Origin of the sequence: uncultured Flavobacterium sp., from assembly GCF_951805225.1 — a bacterium.
Classification (GTDB): Bacteria; Bacteroidota; Bacteroidia; order Flavobacteriales; family Flavobacteriaceae; genus Flavobacterium.
In genome coordinates this window covers 1,350,798-1,373,802 of the sequence record NZ_OX638201.1, presented here as the reverse complement: position 1 = coordinate 1,373,802, position 23,005 = coordinate 1,350,798, and the positions used below count along the sequence as shown (strand labels likewise).

At 33.6% G+C, this 23,005-nt stretch carries 18 protein-coding genes; 2 read left to right on the top strand and 16 right to left on the bottom strand.

From position 1 onward, the window contains the following. Positions 1-248: 248 nt before the first annotated feature. The 7 genes from acs to WN975_RS05785 all read right to left on the bottom strand — a co-directional run bounded on the left by acs (position 249) and on the right by WN975_RS05785 (position 10,879). Positions 249-2,156 carry an acetate--CoA ligase gene (gene acs / locus WN975_RS05815; RefSeq protein WP_337965668.1) on the bottom strand — a complete coding sequence of 636 codons (1,908 nt, stop codon included), beginning with the start codon at positions 2,154-2,156 and terminating at the stop codon, positions 249-251. Positions 2,157-2,658: 502 nt separating this feature from the next. Further along, a complete protein-coding gene (gene ilvC / locus WN975_RS05810) occupies positions 2,659-4,128 on the bottom strand; it encodes a ketol-acid reductoisomerase (protein WP_337965667.1) in 1,470 nt (489 codons plus the stop codon). 60 nt (positions 4,129-4,188) lie between these two features. After that, entirely contained in the window at positions 4,189-4,710 is a 522-nt protein-coding gene (ilvN, locus tag WN975_RS05805) for an acetolactate synthase small subunit (RefSeq protein ID WP_099712414.1), read from the bottom strand. A gap of 86 nt (positions 4,711-4,796) precedes the next feature. After that, positions 4,797-6,485: a biosynthetic-type acetolactate synthase large subunit gene (ilvB, locus tag WN975_RS05800; protein ID WP_337965666.1), complete on the bottom strand. Its 1,689-nt coding sequence runs from the start codon at positions 6,483-6,485 to the stop codon at positions 4,797-4,799. Positions 6,486-6,552: 67 nt separating this feature from the next. Next, complete coding sequence (ilvD, locus tag WN975_RS05795) at positions 6,553-8,226, bottom strand: dihydroxy-acid dehydratase (RefSeq protein ID WP_337965665.1); 1,674 nt, start codon at positions 8,224-8,226, stop codon at positions 6,553-6,555. 267 nt (positions 8,227-8,493) lie between these two features. Further along, entirely contained in the window at positions 8,494-9,612 is a 1,119-nt protein-coding gene (leuB, locus tag WN975_RS05790; protein ID WP_337965664.1) for a 3-isopropylmalate dehydrogenase, read from the bottom strand. Between the two features lie 91 nt (positions 9,613-9,703). Then, positions 9,704-10,879 carry a 2-isopropylmalate synthase gene (locus tag WN975_RS05785; protein WP_337965663.1) on the bottom strand — a complete coding sequence of 392 codons (1,176 nt, stop codon included), beginning with the start codon at positions 10,877-10,879 and terminating at the stop codon, positions 9,704-9,706. Between the two features lie 155 nt (positions 10,880-11,034). Here WN975_RS05785 and WN975_RS05780 point away from each other — a divergent pair, with 155 nt between their 5' ends. After that, the gene (locus WN975_RS05780; RefSeq protein WP_337965662.1) at positions 11,035-12,579 is read left to right on the top strand and encodes a hypothetical protein; all 1,545 of its coding nucleotides are present in this window, start codon (positions 11,035-11,037) and stop codon (positions 12,577-12,579) included. A gap of 319 nt (positions 12,580-12,898) precedes the next feature. Here WN975_RS05780 and WN975_RS05775 read toward each other — a convergent pair whose 3' ends face one another. Together WN975_RS05775 and WN975_RS05770 are read right to left on the bottom strand one after the other, a co-directional pair. Then, positions 12,899-13,105, bottom strand: coding sequence for a hypothetical protein (locus WN975_RS05775; protein WP_337965661.1), 207 nt, complete (start codon positions 13,103-13,105; stop codon positions 12,899-12,901). A gap of 239 nt (positions 13,106-13,344) precedes the next feature. Next, a complete protein-coding gene (locus tag WN975_RS05770) occupies positions 13,345-15,000 on the bottom strand; it encodes a M1 family metallopeptidase (protein ID WP_337965660.1) in 1,656 nt (551 codons plus the stop codon). Between the two features lie 168 nt (positions 15,001-15,168). Here WN975_RS05770 and WN975_RS05765 point away from each other — a divergent pair, with 168 nt between their 5' ends. Continuing rightward, a complete protein-coding gene (locus tag WN975_RS05765; protein ID WP_337965659.1) occupies positions 15,169-15,867 on the top strand; it encodes a carbohydrate-binding family 9-like protein in 699 nt (232 codons plus the stop codon). Between the two features lie 229 nt (positions 15,868-16,096). Here the strand turns inward: WN975_RS05765 and hisIE are convergent, their stop codons facing one another. The 7 genes from hisIE to hisD all read right to left on the bottom strand — a co-directional run bounded on the left by hisIE (position 16,097) and on the right by hisD (position 22,941). Further along, positions 16,097-16,693 carry a bifunctional phosphoribosyl-AMP cyclohydrolase/phosphoribosyl-ATP diphosphatase HisIE gene (gene hisIE / locus WN975_RS05760; protein ID WP_337965658.1) on the bottom strand — a complete coding sequence of 199 codons (597 nt, stop codon included), beginning with the start codon at positions 16,691-16,693 and terminating at the stop codon, positions 16,097-16,099. Positions 16,694-16,818: 125 nt separating this feature from the next. After that, positions 16,819-17,574 carry an imidazole glycerol phosphate synthase subunit HisF gene (hisF, locus tag WN975_RS05755; protein ID WP_337965657.1) on the bottom strand — a complete coding sequence of 252 codons (756 nt, stop codon included), beginning with the start codon at positions 17,572-17,574 and terminating at the stop codon, positions 16,819-16,821. A gap of 82 nt (positions 17,575-17,656) precedes the next feature. Next, positions 17,657-18,382, bottom strand: a complete 726-nt coding sequence (gene hisA / locus WN975_RS05750) for a 1-(5-phosphoribosyl)-5-[(5-phosphoribosylamino)methylideneamino]imidazole-4-carboxamide isomerase (protein ID WP_337965656.1) — start codon at positions 18,380-18,382, stop codon at positions 17,657-17,659. 53 nt (positions 18,383-18,435) lie between these two features. Continuing rightward, complete coding sequence (gene hisH / locus WN975_RS05745; protein WP_337965655.1) at positions 18,436-19,017, bottom strand: imidazole glycerol phosphate synthase subunit HisH; 582 nt, start codon at positions 19,015-19,017, stop codon at positions 18,436-18,438. Positions 19,018-19,119: 102 nt separating this feature from the next. Next, entirely contained in the window at positions 19,120-20,256 is a 1,137-nt protein-coding gene (gene hisB, locus WN975_RS05740; protein WP_337965654.1) for a bifunctional histidinol-phosphatase/imidazoleglycerol-phosphate dehydratase HisB, read from the bottom strand. A gap of 227 nt (positions 20,257-20,483) precedes the next feature. Next, positions 20,484-21,530, bottom strand: a complete 1,047-nt coding sequence (hisC, locus tag WN975_RS05735) for a histidinol-phosphate transaminase (protein WP_337965653.1) — start codon at positions 21,528-21,530, stop codon at positions 20,484-20,486. 118 nt (positions 21,531-21,648) lie between these two features. Beyond that, the gene (gene hisD, locus WN975_RS05730) at positions 21,649-22,941 is read right to left on the bottom strand and encodes a histidinol dehydrogenase (protein WP_337965652.1); all 1,293 of its coding nucleotides are present in this window, start codon (positions 22,939-22,941) and stop codon (positions 21,649-21,651) included. Positions 22,942-23,005 lie beyond the last annotated feature (64 nt).

The following is a 23,005-nucleotide window of genomic DNA, read 5'->3' as shown; positions in this document are numbered from 1 at the left end:
TATATAGAAATTTCTGGCGAAAATTTTAAAACAGTTCTTTTATCTTAATTTGATAGTTTTAAAACTTATTGTGGTTAAGATTAAAATTTCAATTTATATATATGAAAAAAAAAATACATTAAAATCTTTAGATAATTTTTTACCTTATTTTAATACTATTAAAACTTATTGTGGATGTAATTAAAAATCGCATAAAAAAAAGCCTCTTAAATTAAGAGGCTTTTTTTGTTTCTATGTATTTAAAATCTTTAGATTTTATTTTTCATAATTTCTTCTACAATTTCAGGATTCAATAATGTTGAAGTGTCTCCAAAATTAGAGAAATCACCTTCAGCTATTTTACGTAAAATTCTACGCATGATTTTTCCTGAACGAGTTTTTGGTAAACCAGACACAAACTGAATTTTATCCAATTTTGCAATTGGTCCAATGTGGTCAGAAATATATTGATTGATCTCCTTTGTTAAGTTAGTTCTATCTCTAACTTCTCCGGTTTCTTTTAGAATTACAAAACCGTACAATGCATTTCCTTTAATATCGTGTGGGAATCCAACAATTGCAGATTCGGCAACTGCAGGATGCTCGTTGATCGCGTCTTCAATAGGAGCTGTTCCTAAATTATGACCCGAAACAATTACAACATCATCTACTCTACCGGTAATTCTGTAATATCCAACTTCGTCTCTTAAAGCTCCGTCTCCAGTGAAATATTTTCCAGGGAAAGCAGAGAAATAAGTGTCTTTGTAACGTTGGTGATCTCCCCAAATAGTTCTGGCGATTCCAGGCCAAGGAAATTTAATACATAAACTACCTACAACTTGGTTTCCTTCGATTTCATTGCGTTTTTCATCCATTAAAACTGGTTGAATTCCCGGCAATGGCAAAGTTGCATATGTTGGTTTTGTCGGTGTTACAAAAGCAATTGGAGAAATCATGATTCCGCCAGTTTCTGTTTGCCACCAAGTATCAACCACCGGACATCTTTTGTCTCCAACGTGGTCATTGAACCAGTGCCAAGCTTCTTCGTTGATTGGTTCTCCAACAGATCCAATAACTTTTAGTGATTTAAGCGGGTATTTTTGAATGTAATCTAAACTTTCTTTTGCTAACGAACGAATTGCTGTTGGGGCTGTATAAAATTGTGTGATTTTATGTTTTTCGATAATATCCCAAAAACGGCTGAAATCAGGATAAGATGGAACTCCTTCAAAAATTACGGTTGTTCCTCCATTTAATAATGGTCCGTATAATATATAAGAGTGACCTGTAATCCAACCAATATCTGCAGTACACCAGAAAATATCATTTTCTTCGTGACTAAAAACATTTTTAAATGTATAAGCTGTATAAACCATGTATCCAGCTGTAGTGTGCACCATTCCTTTTGGTTTTCCTGTAGAACCAGAAGTGTACAAGATAAACAAAGGATCTTCGGCATCCATAATTTCAGCAACACTATTGTCTAAAGCTGCATCTAATAAAGGTTGCAACCAAACGTCACGTCCTTCTTTCATTTTAATTTCAGTATTGGTTCTTTTTACAACCAAAACTTGAGAAACAGATGGACAAGTATCTAATGCTTCATCAACGATTCCTTTTAGATCAATTGTTTTATTTCCTCTGTAACCTCCGTCAGATGTGATGACCATTTTACATTCGCAGTCATTAATTCTCGCAGAAACTGCTGATGCTGAGAATCCTGCAAAAACAACTGAGTGAATTGCTCCAATTCTTGCACAAGCCAAAACTGAAACTGCCAATTCTGGAATCATTGGCAAATAAATACAAACTCTGTCTCCTTTACGAACGCCTTGCTCACGCAAAACATTTGCCATTTTTGAAACGCGTTCGTATAATTCATTATATGTTATATGTAAAGCTTCTTCAGAAGGATCGTTCGGTTCAAAAATAATCGCCGTTTTTTCTCCTCTTTTGCTTAAATGTCTATCGATACAGTTTTTAGTAATATTAACTTTAGCTTCAGTAAACCATTTTACTTCGGCATCAGCCATATTAAAATCAACTACTTTATCCCATTGTTGATACCAAGTGAAATTTTCCTCAGCTATTTTTCCCCAAAATTTCCTTGGTTCTCTTATTGACTTATTGTAATGTTTAAAATATTGTTCTAAATTTTCAATTTTATAATAACTCATATGTTTTTGGAATTTTTTTTATAAATGTATTAAATATCAACGTATTCTTAAAATTATTTAATTCATAAATTTCAGCAAAAAAAAACACATATTAAAAAAAATATCGTCTTTTTCTATCTATAACATAATTTTTTCGTTTTTGAAGAAAAATTACATATTGCAAAAAAGGCGTAATAAATAAATACCACGCCTTTTTAATTTTAACAATTTCAATAACAATTAATTTTGTAATTCTGCATTACAATGCTTTACTCTATTTTGAAAATAGAAGCATCTTTATTAATTAAAAATGAAACTTCAGCAAGTATATTTTTTTCAAAACATACTCCCTTAATTTAGGGATTAGCTTCACTTAACTTACTTACTCACAGAAGTTAAGTGAATGCAGAATGCATCTATATCCAATTTTTTTTAATAAGTGCTTACTAATTCAAAATATTATATAAAAAGAGATACAGTGCAAAATCCCATCACACCCGAATGTGTGGTAATTCCCAATTTATTATCCAATTTTTTTCATTGCAGTCATTGATTCTCTCAACCATGCTCCTACTTCTTCGATAGGATGTTGACGAATCTCTTTATTTACTGCAATTAAAATAGCATTATCTACTCCATTTGAAGTCGAAAATGGTTTTCCTATAATATTAGTTTCAACCGTTTTCATAAACTCAGTCAATAATGGTTTACAAGCGTGGTCAAATAAATAACAACCATATTCAGCTGTATCCGAAATAACGCGGTTCATTTCGAATAATTTTTTTCTTGCAATTGTATTTGCGATTAAAGGCAATTCGTGTAATGACTCATAATAAGCTGATTCTTCAATGATTCCTGCTTCAGTCATTGTTTCAAAAGCTAATTCAACACCCGCTTTAACCATAGCAATCATTAAAACTCCATTGTCAAAATATTCTTGTTCAGAGATTGGAGCTTCTTGTGGAGCTGTTTTTTCGAAATTAGTTTCTCCGGTTGCAGCTCTCCATTTCAATAAATTCACATCGTCATTAGCCCAGTCAATCATCATAGTTCTTGAGAATTCTCCAGAAATAATATCATCTTGGTGTTTTTGGAATAACGGACGCATTATGTCTTTTAATTCTTCAGCAAGTTCATAAGCTTCTATTTTTGCAGGATTTGAAAGACGATCCATCATATTTGTGATTCCACCATGTTTCAAAGCTTCTGTGATAGTTTCCCATCCGTATTGAATTAATTTTGAAGCATATGCAGCATCGATTCCTTTTTCGACCATTTTATCAAAACATAAAATAGATCCGGTTTGCAACAATCCGCAAAGGATAGTTTGCTCACCCATTAAATCCGATTTTACTTCGGCTACGAAAGATGATTTTAAAACTCCTGCTTTATGTCCACCAGTTGCTACAGCGTAAGCTTTTGCCTGATCTAAACCAAAAGCGTTTGGATCATTTTCAGGGTGAACTGCGATTAAAGTTGGTACACCAAATCCTCTTTTGTATTCTTCACGAACCTCAGAACCAGGACATTTAGGAGCACACATAATTACTGTGATATCTTTACGAATCTGCATTCCTTCTTCAACAATATTAAAACCGTGAGAATATGATAATGTCGATCCTTGTTTCATTAATGGCATAATGGCAGTAACTACAGCAGTATGTTGCTTATCCGGAGTTAAGTTACAAACTAAGTCAGCAGTTGGAATTAATTCTTCATATGTACCTACTTTAAAACCGTTTTCAGTAGCATTTTTATAAGAAGCTCTTTTTTCAGCGATTGCATCTGCACGCAATGCATAAGAAATATCCAGACCAGAATCTCTCATGTTTAAACCTTGATTTAAACCTTGTGCACCACAACCTACGATGACAACTTTTTTTCCTGCAAGTGCAGCAATTCCGTCTGAAAATTCAGATTGCTCCATAAATTCGCAAACTCCTAATTGTTCTAATTGTAATCTAAGTGGTAATGTGTTGAAATAATTTGCCATTCTTTTTTAATATTTAATGATGTTGTAATTTAATAATTGATTAATATGTATAAAATGATACTATTTGAATGTTTCTAACAAAGTCGAAATTTCCATTTTTTCTTTAGAAACTGATATTCTTCCTGAACGCACGAATTGCATAATACCGTAAGGTTTAAATTTTTCGTACAAATCTTCAATTTCTGAACGTCTTCCTGATTTCGAAATCACAAAGAAATCACGAGAAACAGTTACAATTGTAGACTGACTGTCTTTGATGATATTCTGAATTTGTTTCTCATCGAATAACAAACTTGAAGCAATTTTGAATAATGCATTTTCCAAATAAATTGTCTCTTCGTCTGTGTGATAAAAAGCTTTTATAACTTCGATTTGTTTTTCAATTTGCCCAACAATATTCTGAACCCATTTCTCAGTTGTATTTACTACAATGATAAATCTTGAAACATTCTCAATTTCTGATTCTGAAACGTTTAAACTTAATATATTAATGTGACGCTTTAAGAATATTCCTGATATTCTATTCAACAAGCCCACGTTATTTTCTGAATATACCGATATGGTAAATGTTTTATCTTCCATTTGTTTTTTAGTTTATTTTGTTTCAAGTTTCAGGTTTCACGTTCTACAACTTGAAACTCAAAAAACTTGAAACCTGAAACTTTTTTCTAGCTTAATCTAATTTCAGAAACACATGCTCCTGTTGGAATCATTGGGAAAACATTGTTTTCTTTTTCTACCATAACTTCTAAGAAATATGAATCTTTTGAAGCCATCATTTCTGCGACAGCTGCATCAAGATCATCTCTTTCTGTTACTTTTTTAGATTTGATATGATATCCTTCGGCAATAGCCACAAAATTTGGATTGATCATTTTTGTTGAAGCATATCTGTTATCAAAAAACAATTCTTGCCATTGACGTACCATTCCTAAAAACTCGTTGTTTAATACCACGATTTTTACCGGAACTTGTGTCTGGAAAATAGTTCCTAATTCCTGAATTGTCATCTGAAAACCACCGTCTCCAATAATAGCAACAACTTCACGATCTGGTCTACCCATTTTTGCTCCAATTGCAGCCGGCAAAGCAAATCCCATTGTTCCTAAACCTCCAGAAGTAATATTACTTTTGGTTGAATTAAATTTAGCATAACGACAAGCAAACATTTGGTGCTGACCAACATCTGAAACAATTATCGCATCACCTTTTGAGTGTTTATTAATCATTTCAAGCGTTTCTCCCATCGAAATTCCTTTACCATTCGTTGGGTTTAATTCTTCATTTATAACCGTTTCAACTTCGATTTTGTGTAATTCTTTAAATTCATTGTGCCATAAATCGTGTGATTTTGCTTCAATTAAAGGTAATATTGCATTCAAAGCTTCTTTTACATCTCCTAAAACGGCAACTTCTGTTTTTACGTTTTTATCAACTTCGGCAGGATCAATTTCAAAGTGAACAACCTTTGCCTGTTTTGCATATGTACTTAATTTACCTGTAACACGGTCGTCAAAACGCATTCCTAAAGCAATTAAAACATCACATTCGTTAGTTAACATATTTGGACCGTAGTTTCCGTGCATTCCAAGCATACCAACATTTAACGGATGATCTGTTGGCAAAGCTGAAAGTCCTAAAATAGTCCAACCAGCAGGCACTCCAGATTTTTCGATAAAAGCTTTTAATTGTTCTTCGGCTTGACCAAGAATAATTCCCTGACCAAAAACAATAAAAGGTTTTTTAGCACTATTGATTAAAGCAGCAGCTTCGGCAACTTTATCTAAATTTAATTTTGGAACCGGAATGTAGCTTCTAATTCCTGTACATTTTTCATAGCTAAAATCAAACTCATCAAACTGAGCATTTTTTGTAATATCGATCAAAACAGGTCCCGGACGTCCAGAACGCGCGATATAAAAGGCTTTTGCAATAATCTCAGGAATTTGAGAAGCTTCAGTAATCTGAAAATTCCATTTGGTTACCGGAGTCGAAATTCCGATTATATCCGTTTCCTGAAAAGCATCAGAACCTAATAAATGCCTGCCTACTTGTCCTGTAATACAAACTAGCGGAGTTGAATCTATCTGAGCATCAGCGATTCCTGTAACTAAATTTGTTGCTCCCGGTCCAGAAGTCGCAATAGCAACTCCTACTTTTCCTGTAGCTCTTGCATAACCTTGAGCTGCATGTGTTGCACCTTGTTCATGACGTACTAAAACATGGTGCAACTGATCTTGAAATTTATACAATTCGTCGTAAACCGGCATGATTGCTCCACCTGGATAACCATAAACCAAATCTACTCCTTCTTCTAACAAACATCTTATAACGGCTTCTGCCCCTGATATTCTCATAGTATATTTTTTTTATCAATTGCAACTTCAATTAAAATTGCAATTGATTTTTGATATGTTTTGTAAATTAATTATCGGTAACACAACCTGTTGAAGCGCTTGAAACCGATCTTGCATATTTAAGTAAAACTCCTTTTGTAACTTTTAATGGCGGTTGAACCCAAGCCGCTTTTCTTGCTGCAAATTCTTCGTCAGATATTTTCAGGTTGATTGTATTATTTACAGCATCGATCGCGATTAAATCTCCATCTTTAACTAAAGCAATACCACCACCATCATAAGCCTCTGGTGTGATGTGTCCTACGACAAAGCCATGTGAACCTCCAGAGAATCTACCGTCTGTGATAAGAGCACAAGTGCTACCTAATCCGGCTCCAATAATCGCAGATGTAGGCTTCAGCATTTCAGGCATCCCCGGACCACCTTTTGGTCCACAATACCTGATGACGACTACATTACCTGGTTTTATTTTTCCGGCTTCAAGACCTGGAATTACTTCAAATTCACCTTCAAATACAACAGCCGGACCTTCAAAATATTCTCCTTCTTTTCCGCTGATTTTTGCTACAGCACCTTCAGAAGCAAGATTTCCGTATAAAACCTGAATATTTCCTGTAGGTTTCAGCGCTTTTTGAATTTCGTGAATAACCTCTTGTCCGTCTTGTAAATCCGGCGTCGAAGCTAAATTTTCAGCAACTGTTTTTCCTGTTACAGTCAAACAATCTCCATGAATTAAGCCTACTTTCAATAAATATTTCATTACAGAAGGAATTCCTCCAACTTCATGAATATCTTCCATCATATATTTACCACTTGGCTTCATGTCTGCCAATACTGGTGTTCTGTCATTAATTGCCTGAAAATCATCCAAAGTAATTGTAATACCAACAGAATGTGCCATTGCAATTAAGTGCATAACTGCGTTTGTAGAACCTCCTAAAACTGCTACAATTGTAATAGCATTTTCAAAAGCTTTGCGCGTCATGATATCTTTTGGCTTAATATCTTTTTCTAATAAAATTTTAATTGCAGCTCCTGCAGCAAGACATTCATCTCTTTTTGCCTGACTCAAAGCAGGATTTGAAGAACTGTATGGCAAACTCATTCCTAATGCTTCAATTGCAGACGACATTGTGTTTGCTGTATACATTCCGCCACAAGCGCCAGCTCCTGGACAAGCATTTTGAATAACTCCTTTAAAGTCTTCAGGAGTAATTTCTCCTTTTACTTTTTTTCCTAAAGCTTCAAAAGCTGATACAATATTTAGTGTTTCACCTTTCCATTTTCCAGAGTGAATTGAACCTCCGTAAACCATAAGAGACGGACGGTTTAATCTTCCCATTGCGATCAACGCTCCAGGCATATTTTTATCACAACCAGGAATTGCAATAATACTATCGTACCATTGTGCTCCCGCAACTGTCTCGATAGAATCTGCAATTACATCACGAGAAACTAATGAATAACGCATTCCTTCAGTTCCGTTTGAAATTCCGTCACTGACACCAATGGTATTAAAAATAAGTCCGACCAGATTTACATCCCAAACACCTTTTTTAACATCTTTTGCTAAATCGTTCAAGTGCATATTACATGTATTACCATCGTAACCCATGCTCACAATACCAACTTGTGCTTTTGCTAAATCTTCTTCAGTTAAACCAATACCGTACAACATCGCTTGCGCAGCAGGTTGTGTTTGATCTTGAGTGATGGTTTTGCTGTACTTATTTAATTCCATTATTGTATTATTTATTTTAATTTTTATTCAAAAAAAAACCTTCCAGTATTTGGAAGGTTTGTAATATAGTTTTTCAATTATATTTATACCATTCCCGATGCAGATGTGCTAAACACATTGACAACAACGACAGAAGTAATAATAATTGAGATTTGCATCTTTTATTTTTTAGTGTCACAAAAGTATGAAAACTTATAGGACTAAAAAAATAAAATCTCAACATTTTACATACTTCTTGTTATTTAATTCATTATTTTAATAAAAAATCTAAACTATTGTAGATTGACCGATACTTACATTGTCATTATTGAAATATAACAAGTCATCTTTGCTAAAAATGAAATTAGAAACAAACTCCCCTACTTCATTTGTGCCAAATTTTGAATCTGCTTTTAAATCAACCGTAACAACTTTGTATTCAATTGCTTTTTCAACAGCTTTATAAATCACATTTGCTTCTGCAAACAATCCGAAATGCTCTAACAACATTGCTGCTGATAAAATTGAAGCAATTGGATTCGCAATATTTTTTCCTTTTGCCTGTGGATAAGAACCGTGAATTGGCTCAAACAAAGCATTTTTTTCTCCTAAAGAAGCCGAAGCTAATAATCCGATAGAACCTGTAATTACACTTGCTTCATCTGATAAAATATCTCCAAATAAATTCTCTGTCAAAATCACATCAAATTGCTTCGGATTTAAGATAATCTGCATTGCTGCATTATCCACAAATAAAAAGTCTAAAGCTACATCCGGATAGTTTACGCTCACATTCTGAACGACTTTTCTCCACAATCTAGAAGTTTCCAAAACATTTGCTTTGTCCACCATTGTTAGTTTTTTGCGTCGGTTTTGTGCCGATTTAAAAGCTAAATGTGCAATTCTTGTAATTTCTTCTTCTGAATATTCACATAAATCTGAAGCGTGAGTTCCTTCTTCATTTAGAGTTTTAGCTCCAAAATAAGCTCCACCAGTTAATTCTCTGAAAATTGTAAAATCAGCACCTTCGATAATTTCTCTTTTTAAAGGAGAAGCATCAAGCAATGATTTATAAGGTTTTATAGGACGAATATTAGCAAACAAACCCAGTTCTTTTCGAAGCTTCAATAATCCTTGCTCCGGACGAACTTTTGCATTTGGATTATTATCATATTTAGGATCTCCAATTGCACCAAACAAAACTGCATCTGTATTCAAACACAGATTTAGCGTTTGCTCCGGCAACGGACTTCCTGTTTTATCGATAGCGATCGCTCCCATAAGCGCCTCTTCAAAAACAAATTCATGATTATACACTTCGCCTATTGCATATAAGGCTTTTTTGGCTTGTAAAATTACCTCTGGTCCAATTCCGTCTCCTGGTAAAACTGCTATTTTCAAATTCATAACGTCTCGTTCTTTATGTATTTAAACCCTATTTTTGTTTATTTTCTTTCTTCTTTGCTCTTTCTTCTATTTTCTATTCTCTTCTCAAGAACTAGCTTCTAATTAACTCGCCCTGAATTTTAGAAGCCTCAATAATCTGATGAATATCAGCATCAACAACTTCTTTTTTAATATCAGCAAATTTCAAGAACTCGATATATACAATGTCCAATTGTACTTTTGTTAATTCGTAACCTACTTTTTTAGCGCGGTAAGCCAATGCTGCTCTTCCGCTTCTTGCTGTTAGAATAATTGAAGATTCATTAACCCCAACATCAAGCGGATCCATAATTTCGTAAGTTGCTCTGTTTTTGATCACACCATCTTGGTGAATACCAGAACTATGTGCAAAAGCATTTGCTCCAACAATAGCTTTATTAGGCTGAACGATCATTCCCATACTTTCAGAAACTAATCGGCTCATTTCATTCAATTCTCTAGTATTGATATTTGTATCAAGATTTAAGTAAGGATGTTGTTTAAAAATCATTACAACTTCTTCAAGCGCAGTATTTCCGGCTCTTTCACCAATACCATTAATAGTACATTCTATTTGTCTCGCTCCATTTATAGCACCTGCGATAGAGTTTGCAGTTGCCATCCCCAAATCATTATGACAGTGACATGAAAGGATTACGTTTTCGATTCCTTTTACGTTTTCTCTCAAATATTTAATTTTTGCTCCGTATTCTTCTGGCAAACAATATCCTGTTGTATCAGGAATATTCAATACAGTTGCTCCGGATTTAATCACTTCTTCGCAAACTTGTGCAAGAAAAGCATTATCAGTTCTACCAGCATCTTCAGCATAAAACTCAACGTCTTCTACATAAGATTTTGCGTGAGAAACAGCAAATTTTGCTCTTGCAATAATATCTTCTCTTGTGGTATTTAATTTGTGGAGTATGTGAGATTCAGATGTTCCGATTCCAGTGTGGATTCTAGGTTTTTTAGCATGCTTTAAAGCAGCTGCGGCAACATCAATGTCGTTTTTTACAGCTCTTGTTAGTCCGCAGACGGTTGCATTCTCTACAATTTTACAAATCTCAGAGACCGATAAAAAATCGCCCGGACTTGACACAGGAAAACCTGCTTCGATAACGTCAACTCCCATTTTATCAAGTCGTTCTGCGATAACTAATTTTTGTTTAGTATCTAACTTACATCCTGGAACTTGTTCGCCGTCGCGCAAAGTGGTGTCAAAAATTTGAACTTTCTCTCTATTCATATTCATTTATTTAATGTAATTTCACATCTTGATAACAAATATATATTGTACTTCTTCAGTACGAAATTCATTTTAATGAAATTATACTGTTCATAACACAATTTATAACGCATTAATCAACTTAAAATCAATAAGTTACATTATTATATTTTACAATGGCTAACCATCAAAAAGATTTCTTATTTGTATTAATAAAATCACTTTCTAAATCTGAAAAAAGACAGTTTAAAATTTTTGCAAGCCGCTTAGAAACCAGTTCTAACACGAAATTTATCGAATTGTTTAATATTCTGGACAAGTCTGAAAACTATGACGAAAAGCTCATTTTAAAGAGCGGAATCATCAAGAAAGTACAGCTATCTAACTTAAAATCATATTTATACAAGCAAATTCTGGTTAGTATTCGATTGAATATTCCTAGTCAGAACATTCGTTATCAATTGCGCGAACAAATAGATTTTGCCGTTATTTTATATAATAAAGGACTATACAAACAGAGTTTAAAAATTCTGGATAAAACAAAAATCATTGCGCTTGAAAATGATGAAAAATATATGGCGTATGAAATTGTAGAATTCGAAAAACTAATCGAATCACAATATATTACCCGAAGTATTCAAGGTCGAGCCGATGAATTAGTGATTCAGGCAAAAGAATTGAATTACAGAAATACTATTTCAAGTAAATTATCTAATTTATCGCTTCAGTTATACGGAATAATGCTAAAAACCGGCTACGTAAAAAGCGATGAAGAATATAAATATATTGATGATTATTTCAACAAACATATATCCAAATTAGACGAAAGCAAGTTTGGTTTCCGTGAAAAATATTGGTTTTATAATGCAAATTTATGGCGTAGTTTCTTGGTTCAGGACTTTCTTGCCAGTTACAAATACGCTTATAAATGGGTTCGTTTGTTTTATGATAATCCAAATATGATTATTCAGAATCCTGTATTTTTCTTAAAAGGAAATCATTACTTTTTGGAGTCCTTATATATGTTGAAATACAAATCGAATTTCAAGAAATATCTAACGCTTTTAGAAGAAACGATTGAAGATCCTAAATTTCCTGTAAACGATAACATTGCATCCCTATCATTTCTATACGTTTACAACAACAAATTGAATTTACATATCCTCGAAGGTACTTTTGCCGAAAGCGAATATTTGATTCCTGAGATTCTGGAAAAGATAAAATTACACAGCGAACATCTTGATGAACATCACGAGATGTTGTTCTTCTATAAGATTGCTTCTATTTATTTTGGAAGTGAAAAATACAACGAATGTATTGCTTACTTAGACAAAATCATAAACAACAAAAACTTAAGTATGCGCGAGGATTTAATGTGCTTTGCGAGACTTTTGTCGTTGATTGCACATTATGAATTAGGGAAAGATTATTATTTAGAAAATCACCTTAAAAACACTTATAAATTCCTGATTAAAATGAACGACTTACATGAAGTTCAAAAGGAAATCATTAAGTTCTTAAGAAACCTAAACAACTTATATCCAGCCGATATTAAGAAAGAATTCATTAAAATGCACGCTCGTTTTGTAGAACTTGAAAAAAATACCTACGAAAAAAGAGCCTTTTTATATCTTGACATTATTTCATGGCTCGAAAGCAAAATCGAAAACCGAAAAATTGCTGATATAATTAAAGAGAAAGCAAAATTGAATAGTCGTTAAATTTAAAATTCAAGTGAAAAAAACATTCCATAGGAATGTATCGTTGGTAGTAAATTTGAATTGTAGGTGTACGTTCCATGGGAACGTTTGATTAACGTTACGTTACACATGTATTTTTAAAAACAGGTATCCCTACAGGACACAACGCAAAACGATATTATTATTTTACCTATGAGATATTCCTAAGGAATATTAAAAATTTGACAAAGATTACGAGTAACAAGATAATCTACAAACAACAAACCCGACAGGTTTTAAAAACCTGTCGGGTTTACTTTTAAGAACGAAATTGTGAGTTTAATTCGTTCCTCAGAATATTTTATCTGCAATAACAACAAGTAGAAGTTCCCGCCAGACAAACATCTCCTCTTCCTGGTGTATTTGAAAGAACTCCTCCGGCTTCACCGCATAATCTATCACACAAACCAATTGTAGGGTTTACGTATGGAAGTTGACCTCCAAAAATATTTTTTTGAGCATTCTTCGTTAGGAATTCCACATTTTTTAGGTTTTTTAAATTTTTCATAAATAGTTTGATTTTGATTTGTTTCCTACTCTATTAGCTTTTCGGATTACGCTTTATTCGTTCATTTTCAAATTAATAGAATCTAAAGTAGAAAAATAAAACGGTAATATTCGTACAAATAAAGCTATTTAACATTCAAGAAATCTAATATTTCAAACTTTCGTAGAAACAACAAACCCGACAGGTTTTAAAAACCTATCGGGTTTACTAATTGTAATAAATTGAATTTAGAAAAAACGCTATTCTACAATATTAGAGGTCGTTACATAAAAATCTTTATCAACTTCTAGCTTTCTATCTTCATTTGTAGTTTTCTCAGATTGCCATTCTGTTGTTGGTTTTAACCAAGTTTCAACACCATTAATTTTTACCCTAACCGGCATATCAAATTTGGCAACACAATTTGTCCAATGATATCCGAAAGTGCCATTTTTGAACATATATTCAAAAACCGGAATTTGAGTTGTGGTCAAATATTGTGCAAAAACTCTATTAAAGTTAATTCCAGATTTTTCATTTATATAATCCTGAATTTGCTTTCCTGTAACCGTTTGATGGTAAAAAGTACTGTTTAAACCTCTTAAAATCGATTTCCATTTTGCATCATCATTAATAACCTGACGAATCATGTGTAGCATATTCGCTCCTTTTGGGTACATATCGCCTGATCCTTCGTTATTTACATCATAATGACCAATAATTGGTTTATCGTTGCTGATTCCTTTTCTGCAACCAATTACATATTCAGCTGCGGCATCTTTTCCGTAGTAATATTCTAGAAATAAACTTTCAGAATAGTTGGTAAAACTCTCGTGAACCCACATATCTGCAATATCTTTATAAGTAATATTGTTAGCAAACCATTCGTGTCCAGACTCGTGGATAATAATAAAGTCAAATTTTAATCCCCAACCAGTTCCGCTTAAATCACGTCCTAAATAACCGTTTTTAAAGCCATTTCCGTAAGTAACACTACTTTGGTGCTCCATTCCTAAATAAGGTGCTTCGACCAATTTATAACTATCTTCATAAAAAGGATAAGGTCCAAACCAGTTTTCGAAAGCTTTCAACATTCTAGGAACGTCCTTAAATTGTTCTTTGGCTACAGCCAAATTATCTCTCAAAACGTAGTAATTACAATCTAATTCGCCTTTTTCTCCTTTATATTTCTCAGAGAAATTAACGTAATCACCAATATTAATATTTACGCCATAATTATTAATCGGGTTCGAAACATACCAATTAAAGGTCTTTGTTCCATCTTTTTCTTTTTTAACGCTTTGTAATCTTCCGTTTGAAACATCAGTCAAATCGCCCGGAACATTCACGCTAATCAACATATTTTCCACTTCATCATACATATGATCTTTACAAGGCCACCAAACGCTTGCGCCTAAACCCTGGCAAGATGAAGCAATAAAATCTTTTCCGTTTTTATCTTTTTTCCATGTAATTCCGCCATCCCAAGGTGGTTTGATAGCTTCTTTAGGTACACCACCAAAAGAAATAATGATCTCTTTTGTTTCACCAACTTTTTGAGCTGCAGTTAATTCAATAAAAAAAACATTTCCGTCTCTTTTAAACTTCAATTCTTTTCCATCTTGCGTTACTTTGTAGATCTGCATAGGTTGCTGCAAATCAATTTGCATTTTGTTATTCTGCGTCAAAACAGTATAACGAACAGTGTTTGAACCTGTAATAGTCTTATCTTTTGGATTTACTTTTACATCTAAATGATAGTATTTCAAATCCCACCAAGCTCTTTCTTTAGTAATGCTTCCGCGTAAAGTGTCCTGATGTGTAAAAACCGTTTCAGACTTATTAAGAAGTCCTTGCGCATTGGCTGTAAAACCAACTAAAAAGGCGATAAAAACGCCACCGAAGTATTTTTTCATTATTTATAAATTTGTAATAAATAAGGTAATTAAACCAGCTTAATCTTCAACAAATGTAAACAATCCTATTAAGTTTCAAATGATTTTACAATTTCTATTCCGAAAATTTAATGTTAAAATTCACTTATTCTTTTCTACATTAGCAAATCAAAAAAATTTCTGCTCTATATGAAAATTAGAAAAATTGCAGCTTTTGTATGTTTTGTGTGTTCGATAACAACTTATTCGCAAAATATTCCTGTTTACAAAACAAACGAAAAATTAATTATTGATGGAGATTTATCCGATTGGAAAACACCTTTTTTAGGTCCGTTTGTAATTCATAATTCAGGCGAAAAAGCAACACAAAGTACAATGGTTTCACTTTCGTGGAATGAAGAAAATCTATATATAGCCTACAAATCTGCTGATTCTAAAATTATAGGTTCAGCACAAAAAAAGGATACCCAGATTTTCAGTACAGATGATTTAGTTGAAATTTTTATAGATCCAGATGGCGACGGTCAAAATTATGTTGAAATTGGAGTAAACGCATTTTCAACCAATTATGATATGCTACTTAAATGTATTTCGCCTCTTTGTGGCGGTTGGAATACTTCTATGGCATTTAACATTACCGGAATGGAAGCGCAAAGCAAAATAACTCCCGAAGGTTTTACTACAGAAATTAAGATTCCGTTTTCAAGTTTAGAAACCATTCAAAATGGTAATTTCAGCAAGCCAAAAACAGGCACAAAATGGAGGGGAAATACTTTTAGAATTGATTACGGTAACACAACTGAATATCTTGCATTACAGCCCTATAAAAGCGGAAGATTTGGGTTTCATCAACCTGATCAATTTGCTGTTTTTGAGTTTGTGGAGTAGCGTTGAGATGGCACGCGGATGACACGGATTCGCTATGCGAAAACGCGGATTTAAACGGATTTTTTATTCTCTTTTTTATTTATCGCAATTTTTGTCATCAAAAAAGTAACCACAGTATTTGTCATTTCGAGGAACGAGAAATCTCCGCAAGTAGCTCGGACAAAGATTGGTAACATTCTGTGCGGAGACTTCTCGTACCTCGAAATGACAATATAAAATTAAGATTGTGTTACTTCTGGCGTTTCTTCAAGACTTCAACAACATCATTCAACTGAAAGCCTTTTGCCTGAAGCAATATCAAGTAATGAAATAATAAATCCGCACTTTCGCTTAAGAATAAATCATCGTTATCATCTTTGGCTTCAATAACCACTTCTACAGCTTCTTCGCCAACTTTTTGGGCAATTTTATTGATACCTTTTTCGAATAAAGAAGCTACATAACTTTTCTCAGAATCGGCATTTTCTCTTCTGGTTTTGATCGTATTTTCTAATTGAGAAATAAAACCATAATTTTCTTTATTCTCTTCTTGCCAACATGTATCAGCGCCAGTGTGACAAGTTGGTCCAACAGGTTTTGCCTGAATTAAAAGTGTGTCACCATCGCAGTCGTTTTTAATATCTACAAGATTTAAAAAGTTCCCACTCTCCTCGCCTTTTGTCCAAAGTCTTTGTTTCGATCTGCTAAAGAAAGTTACTTTTTTGGTCTCTATTGTTTTTTGCAAAGATTCTTCGTTCATATATCCCAGCATCAAAACATTTTTTGTTTCAGAATCCTGAATAATTGCCGGAATCAATCCGTGTGCACTTTTTATATTTATGTCCATAATTATTATAGATTTTAGAGTTCAGATTTTAGATTGCTGAATTCTATATTTTTATTTCTTTCTTCTTGATTCTTTGTTCTATTTTCTAAAGTCTAGCTTCTTTCTTCTTGCTTCTATTTTCTTTTCTAAAGTCTAACTTCAATTCCATTATCTCTAAGTTCTTCCTTCAAAGTCTTAATCTCAATCTCTTTAAAGTGAAAAACACTCGCAGCCAAAGCCGCATCAGCTTTTCCTACTTTAAAAGAATCCACAAAATGCTGAATATTTCCTGCACCACCAGAAGCAATAATCGGAATATTAATTAAAGTTGATAATTTGGCCAAAGCCTCGTTTGCAAAGCCATTTTTAGTTCCGTCATTATCCATCGAAGTAAATAGAATTTCCCCTGCGCCGCGTTTTGCAACTTCTATTGCCCAATCGAATAAATTAAGTTCTGTAGGCACTTTTCCGCCAACTAAATGTACGATCCATTGTCCGTCAATTTGTTTAGCATCGATCGCTACAACAACACATTGGCTTCCAAATTTCTGAGCCAGATCATTGATCAACTGCGGATTTTTTACTGCCGATGAATTTATCGAAACCTTATCAGCTCCATTATTCAGCAGAATTTCTACATCTTCAACAGACGAAATCCCACCGCCAACTGTAAACGGAATATTGATTTTTTCCGCAACGCTACGTACCATATTGACCAACGTTTTACGACGTTCTTCAGTAGCCGAAATATCCAGAAAAACCAATTCATCTGCACCTTCAGCCGAATAAATTTCCGCCAGTTCAACCGGATCACCAGCATCGCGCAAGTCAACGAAATTAACACCTTTTACAGTTCTTCCGTTTTTTATATCCAAACAAGGAATGATTCTTTTTGCTAACATTAATCTAATGTGTTAATTTGAGAATTAGATAATTAGATAATTTTAAGCGCAACGTAAAGAATTATCTAATTGACTAATTATCTCATTTTCTAATTATATAGTTCTCTAGTTGTTTCAAGGTAATTCTGTTTTCGTAAATCGCCTTTCCAATTATAGTTCCTTCGCAGCCTAATTCAGCTAATTTAGGAAGTTCGTCGAAAGTTGAAATTCCACCCGAAGCAATTAATTTTAAACCATTTGCTTCTGCCAAAATTTTCTTGTACAAATCAAAACTTGGACCTTGTAACATTCCGTCTTTTGCGATATCTGTACAGATAACATACTGAATTCCTTTAGTTTGATATTCTTGTATAAACGGAATCAAATCTTCATCCGAATTTTCTAACCAACCAGAAACGGCAATTTTTTCGTCTTTAGCATCAGCGCCAAGAATAATTTTTTCTGAGCCATATTCCGAAATCCATTTTTCGAAAATTGCTCTGTTTTTTACAGCAATACTTCCGCCTGTAATTTGACTTGCGCCACTTTCAAAAGCAATTCTCAAATCATCATCAGATTTTAAACCTCCCCCAAAATCAATTTGCAAACTCGTTTGCGTTGCAATTTGCTCTAATATTTTATAATTGACGATTTTACTCGATTTTGCACCGTCTAAATCTACTAAATGTAAATATTCAATTCCATGTGCTTCGAATGATTTCGCTACTTCAAGCGGATTTTCGTTGTAAATTATTTTGGTATCATAATCCCCTTTTGATAAGCGAACACATTTTCCGTCAATGATATCTATGGCAGGTATTATTCTCATTTTATTTATGTCTTAAAGTTAGAAAGTCTAAAGTCGTAAAGTCTTTAATCTTTTTACATTTTTAAAAAATTCTCTAATATTTTCTCTCCAACAGCACCACTTTTCTCTGGGTGAAATTGAGTTCCGTAAAAATTATTTTTTTGCAAAGCCGATGCATATTCCAGTTCATAATTTGTTGTTGCAATGCTTTCAGTGCAAGCTGGAGCATAAAAACTATGCACCAAATACATAAATTCATTCTCAGAAATTCCTTTAAACAAATCCGATTTTAAATCATAAATCTGATTCCAACCCATTTGTGGCACTTTTACTTTTGAAGTAAATTTAATCACATCAACATCAAAAATCCCCAAACCTTTGGTATTTCCTTCTTCAGATGATTTACACATTAATTGCATTCCGAGGCAAATTCCCAAAACCGGTTGTTTCAAATTCGGAATCAAACCATCCAAACCACTTTCTTTCAGCTTTTTCATAGCCGAACTCGCTTCTCCAACTCCAGGGAAAATCACTTTATCAGCCGCCAAAATTTCATCTGGATTATTGCTCAAAACAGCTTTAAAACCAAGCCTTTCAATAGCAAACATAATGCTCTGAATATTTCCCGCTCCGTAATTTATAATTACTATTTTCATTTATTTAGTCTTAAAGTCTAAAGTCCAAAGTCTTAAAGTCGCTTTTTGATATCCATAATATTAGAAATCTTTCGACTTTATGACTTTCAACTTTTGACTTAATTAAAGCATTCCCTTTGTCGAAGGCAAAATCATTTTCTCTGTATCTCTTTTCACCGCTACTTTTATTGCTTTCGCGAAAGCTTTAAAAATCGCCTCAATTTTGTGATGTTCGTTCGTTCCTTCGGCTTTTATGTTGATGTTCGCTTTTGCGCCGTCTGAGAATGATTTAAAAAAATGAAAAAACATTTCTGTTGGCATTTTACCCACCATTTCGCGTTTAAATTCGGTTTCCCAAACTAGCCAGTTTCTTCCGCCAAAATCAATTGCAACTTGCGCTAAACAATCGTCCATTGGCAAACAGAAACCATAACGTTCTATTCCTAATTTATTTCCTAAAGCTTTGGCAAAAACTTCTCCAAGAGCAATTGCAGTATCTTCAATTGTGTGATGTTCATCAACTTCAAGATCGCCTTTTACCAGAATTTCCAAATCCATTTGTCCGTGACGCGAAATTTGATCCAACATATGATCAAAAAAAGCAATTCCGGTTTCGATTTTACTTTTTCCGGTTCCGTCAAGATTTAAATTAATGAAAATATCTGTTTCATTAGTTTTACGCGTAATCGAAGCGGAACGCGCTTCAAGTTTCAAAAACTCATAAATAGTTTTCCAACTCATTGTTTGAAGAATAATCGTTTCATCTAATTCCTCGCGTTTCGATGAAATTTCGTTGCTTCCAATTCCGTCATTATCATTGATGAAAATCGCTTTTGCGCCAAGATTTTTCGCTAATTCAACATCGGTTAAACGATCTCCTAATACAAACGAATTTGCCAAATCATATTCCGGATTATTAATATATTTCGTCAACATTCCCGTTCTTGGCTTGCGTGTTGGCGCATTATCTTCCGGAAAAGATCTGTCGATAAAAATATCATCAAACAAAACTCCTTCATTTTCAAAAGCTTTTAAAATAAAATTTTGCGTTGGCCAAAACGTATCTTCCGGAAAACTATCCGTTCCTAATCCGTCCTGATTGGTCACCATCGCCAATTCGTAATCTAATTCATTGGCAATTTTAGCCAAATATTGAAAAGCTTTTGGATAAAATTCTACTTTTTCCAAAGCATCTAATTGATAATTTTCTGGTTCTAAAACAATCGTTCCGTCACGATCGATAAAAAGTACTTTTTTCATAAATTATATTTTTGTTCTGCCACAGATTTCACAGATTAAAATGATTTTTTCTTTTGCCACGAATTGCACAAATTTTCACTAATTCTTATTTCACGCAGATTTTAAAAGATTTGAGCAGATTCACGCAGATTAATTCATAATTAGAAATCAAAATTAAATCTGCTTTAATCTTTTAAAATCTGCGTGAAAAAATCCGTTTAATCTGTGTTAATCTGTGGCTAATATTTTTACTTCAACAACTTCAATTCTTTAATCAAAACTGCATTTTCTTCTGGAATTCCAATCGTAAAACGAAGGCAATTTTCGCATAAAGGCTGAGTCGTTCTGTTACGAATTACAATTCCTTTTGCAATTAATTCGTCGTATCTTTTATTCGCATTATCTACTTTCACTAAGACAAAATTAGCTTCAGTCGGATAAACTTTCTCTACAAAATTAACTTCTAGTAAAACTTTAAGTAATTCTTCTCTTTGCTCAATAATAGAAGATATTTCTTGTTTTATTTTATCCGAATCATTCAAACGAGCAATCGCTCTTTGCTGCGTTAATTCGTTTACATTATAAGGAGGTTTTATTTTATTTAAAACCGAAATTACAGCTTCTGAAGCATAACAAATTCCTAAACGAATTCCAGCCAAACCATAAGCTTTAGAAAGCGTTTGTGTAATCACTAAATTTGGATATTCATCCATTTCTGTCAGCCAACTTTCTTTATCCGAAAAGTCAATATAAGCTTCATCAATTACAACCAAACCTTTAAAATTCTGAAGCAATTTCACCACACTTTCATCCGAAAAAGAATTTCCCGTTGGGTTATTTGGTGAGCATAAAAAGATGATTTTTGTATTTTCGTCTACAGCATCTAAAATTTTCTCTACTTGTGGTTGAAAATCTATAGAAAGTAAAACTTCTCTATTTTCTACCGCATTAATATTCGCCAGAACACTGTACATTCCGTAAGTTGGCGGCAACGAAATAATATTGTCCGTTTTTGGCTCACAGAAAGCTCTAAAAAGCAAATCCAAAACTTCATCACTTCCGTTTCCTAATAAAATCTGACTTGATTTCACGTTATTATTCTTCGCTAAAATCGCTTTAACCGAATTCTGTTGCGGATCCGGATAACGATTCACACCATTCTGAAACGGGTTTTCATTAGCGTCCAGAAATATCATTTCAGCAGTATCAAAATCCTCAAACTCATCTCGCGCAGACGAATAAGGTTTTAATATTTTTACGTTTTCACGCGTTATTGTATTTATATCGAATTCCATTTTTTTTATTTTTAAGGAGAGGAAAGATGCAAGAGACAAGAGAAAATACTCAAATCTAATCCCATAAATCTTGCTTCTTGCTTCTTTAATCTTGCTTCTTGCCTCTTTATTCTATAATCTATTCTCTTTCTTCCAAACTCTTCAATCTCAAAGTCACAGCATTTTTATGCGCTTGCAAACCTTCGGCTTCAGCCATGATTTCAATTGCTTTACCAATGTTTTGAATTCCTTCTTTGGATATTTTCTGAAAAGTCATTGATTTCATGAAACTATCAAGATTTACGCCGCTGTAATTCTTGGCGTATCCGTTTGTTGGCAAAGTATGATTCGTTCCAGAAGCATAATCTCCAGCACTTTCCGGAGTATAATTCCCAATAAAAACCGAACCTGCGTTTACAATTCCGTTGCAATAAAAATCATCAAATTCTGAACAGATAATAAAGTGTTCCGGTCCATATTCGTTGATTAATTCCAAAGCAATTTGATCGTTTTCAACGTAGATTAATTTTGAGTTTTCGATTGCTTTTTTAGCTATTTCCTTTCGCGGAAGCGCTTCAATTTGAGTCTGAATCTCGTTTTCGACAGCATCAATTAATCTTTTTGAAGTCGAAACTAAAATTACCTGACTATCTGTTCCGTGTTCTGCCTGAGACAATAAATCTGAAGCTACAAAAGCCGGAACCGCAGTATCATCAGCAACAACCAATAATTCAGATGGTCCTGCCGGCATATCGATCGCAACTCCAAATTGTGTTGCTAATTGTTTTGCAACCGTTACAAATTGATTTCCAGGTCCGAAGATTTTATAAACTTTCGGGATTGATTTTGTCCCAAATGTCATTCCTGCAATTGCCTGGATTCCACCAACTTTTAAGATTTTAGTTACGCCACATAAATTGGCTGCATATAAAATTGCAGGATTTATTTTTCCCGTTTTATCTGGTGGCGAACATAATACGATTTCTTTGCAACCTGCAATTTCAGCAGGAACGGCCAACATTAAAACTGTTGAAAACAAAGGCGCGGTTCCTCCCGGAATATAAAGTCCAATTTTTTGAATTGGTCTTTTTTCCTGCCAACAATTAACTCCTTCGGTAGTTTCGATCGAAATTCTCTCTGTTTTTTGTGCGGTGTGAAATTTTAGAATATTTGCTTTTGCTAATTGAATTGCTTCTTTCAATTCATCAGAAATCAAACTAATTGCTTCCTGAATTTCTTCAGTTGTAACTTCGTAATTTTCTAAAGTGATTCCGTCGAAAATCGAAGTGTATTTTGCAACAGCTTCATCTCCTTTTTTCTGAACTTCTTTAAAAATTTCTTTTACCGTAACTTCGATATCATCGATAGTTTTGGTTGGTCTTTTTAATATTTCTGACCAGGTTTCTGGTTTTGGATTGTCTATTTTATTCATTTTTTTTATGCTTTATGCTATAAGCTGTAGGCTTTAAGCTTTAGTAACTTTGAGTTTGTTTTTG

Excerpts from the sequence above, each read along its gene's own strand:
- hisB (WP_337965654.1), bottom strand. The coding sequence starts at position 20,256 with ATGAAAAAAGTACTTTTTATCGATCGTGACGGAACGATTGTTTTAGAA.
- ilvC (WP_337965667.1), bottom strand. The coding sequence starts at position 4,128 with ATGGCAAATTATTTCAACACATTACCACTTAGATTACAATTAGAACAA.
- WN975_RS05780 (WP_337965662.1), top strand. The coding sequence starts at position 11,035 with ATGGCTAACCATCAAAAAGATTTCTTATTTGTATTAATAAAATCACTT.
- WN975_RS05785 (WP_337965663.1), bottom strand. The coding sequence starts at position 10,879 with ATGAATAGAGAGAAAGTTCAAATTTTTGACACCACTTTGCGCGACGGC.
- hisIE (WP_337965658.1), bottom strand. The coding sequence starts at position 16,693 with ATGGACATAAATATAAAAAGTGCACACGGATTGATTCCGGCAATTATT.
- hisA (WP_337965656.1), bottom strand. The coding sequence starts at position 18,382 with ATGAGAATAATACCTGCCATAGATATCATTGACGGAAAATGTGTTCGC.
- WN975_RS05775 (WP_337965661.1), bottom strand. The coding sequence starts at position 13,105 with ATGAAAAATTTAAAAAACCTAAAAAATGTGGAATTCCTAACGAAGAAT.
- WN975_RS05770 (WP_337965660.1), bottom strand. The coding sequence starts at position 15,000 with ATGAAAAAATACTTCGGTGGCGTTTTTATCGCCTTTTTAGTTGGTTTT.
- hisD (WP_337965652.1), bottom strand. The coding sequence starts at position 22,941 with ATGAATAAAATAGACAATCCAAAACCAGAAACCTGGTCAGAAATATTA.
- WN975_RS05765 (WP_337965659.1), top strand. The coding sequence starts at position 15,169 with ATGAAAATTAGAAAAATTGCAGCTTTTGTATGTTTTGTGTGTTCGATA.
- leuB (WP_337965664.1), bottom strand. The coding sequence starts at position 9,612 with ATGAATTTGAAAATAGCAGTTTTACCAGGAGACGGAATTGGACCAGAG.
- acs (WP_337965668.1), bottom strand. The coding sequence starts at position 2,156 with ATGAGTTATTATAAAATTGAAAATTTAGAACAATATTTTAAACATTAC.
- ilvB (WP_337965666.1), bottom strand. The coding sequence starts at position 6,485 with ATGAGAATATCAGGGGCAGAAGCCGTTATAAGATGTTTGTTAGAAGAA.
- hisF (WP_337965657.1), bottom strand. The coding sequence starts at position 17,574 with ATGTTAGCAAAAAGAATCATTCCTTGTTTGGATATAAAAAACGGAAGA.
- ilvN (WP_099712414.1), bottom strand. The coding sequence starts at position 4,710 with ATGGAAGATAAAACATTTACCATATCGGTATATTCAGAAAATAACGTG.
- ilvD (WP_337965665.1), bottom strand. The coding sequence starts at position 8,226 with ATGGAATTAAATAAGTACAGCAAAACCATCACTCAAGATCAAACACAA.
- hisH (WP_337965655.1), bottom strand. The coding sequence starts at position 19,017 with ATGAAAATAGTAATTATAAATTACGGAGCGGGAAATATTCAGAGCATT.
- hisC (WP_337965653.1), bottom strand. The coding sequence starts at position 21,530 with ATGGAATTCGATATAAATACAATAACGCGTGAAAACGTAAAAATATTA.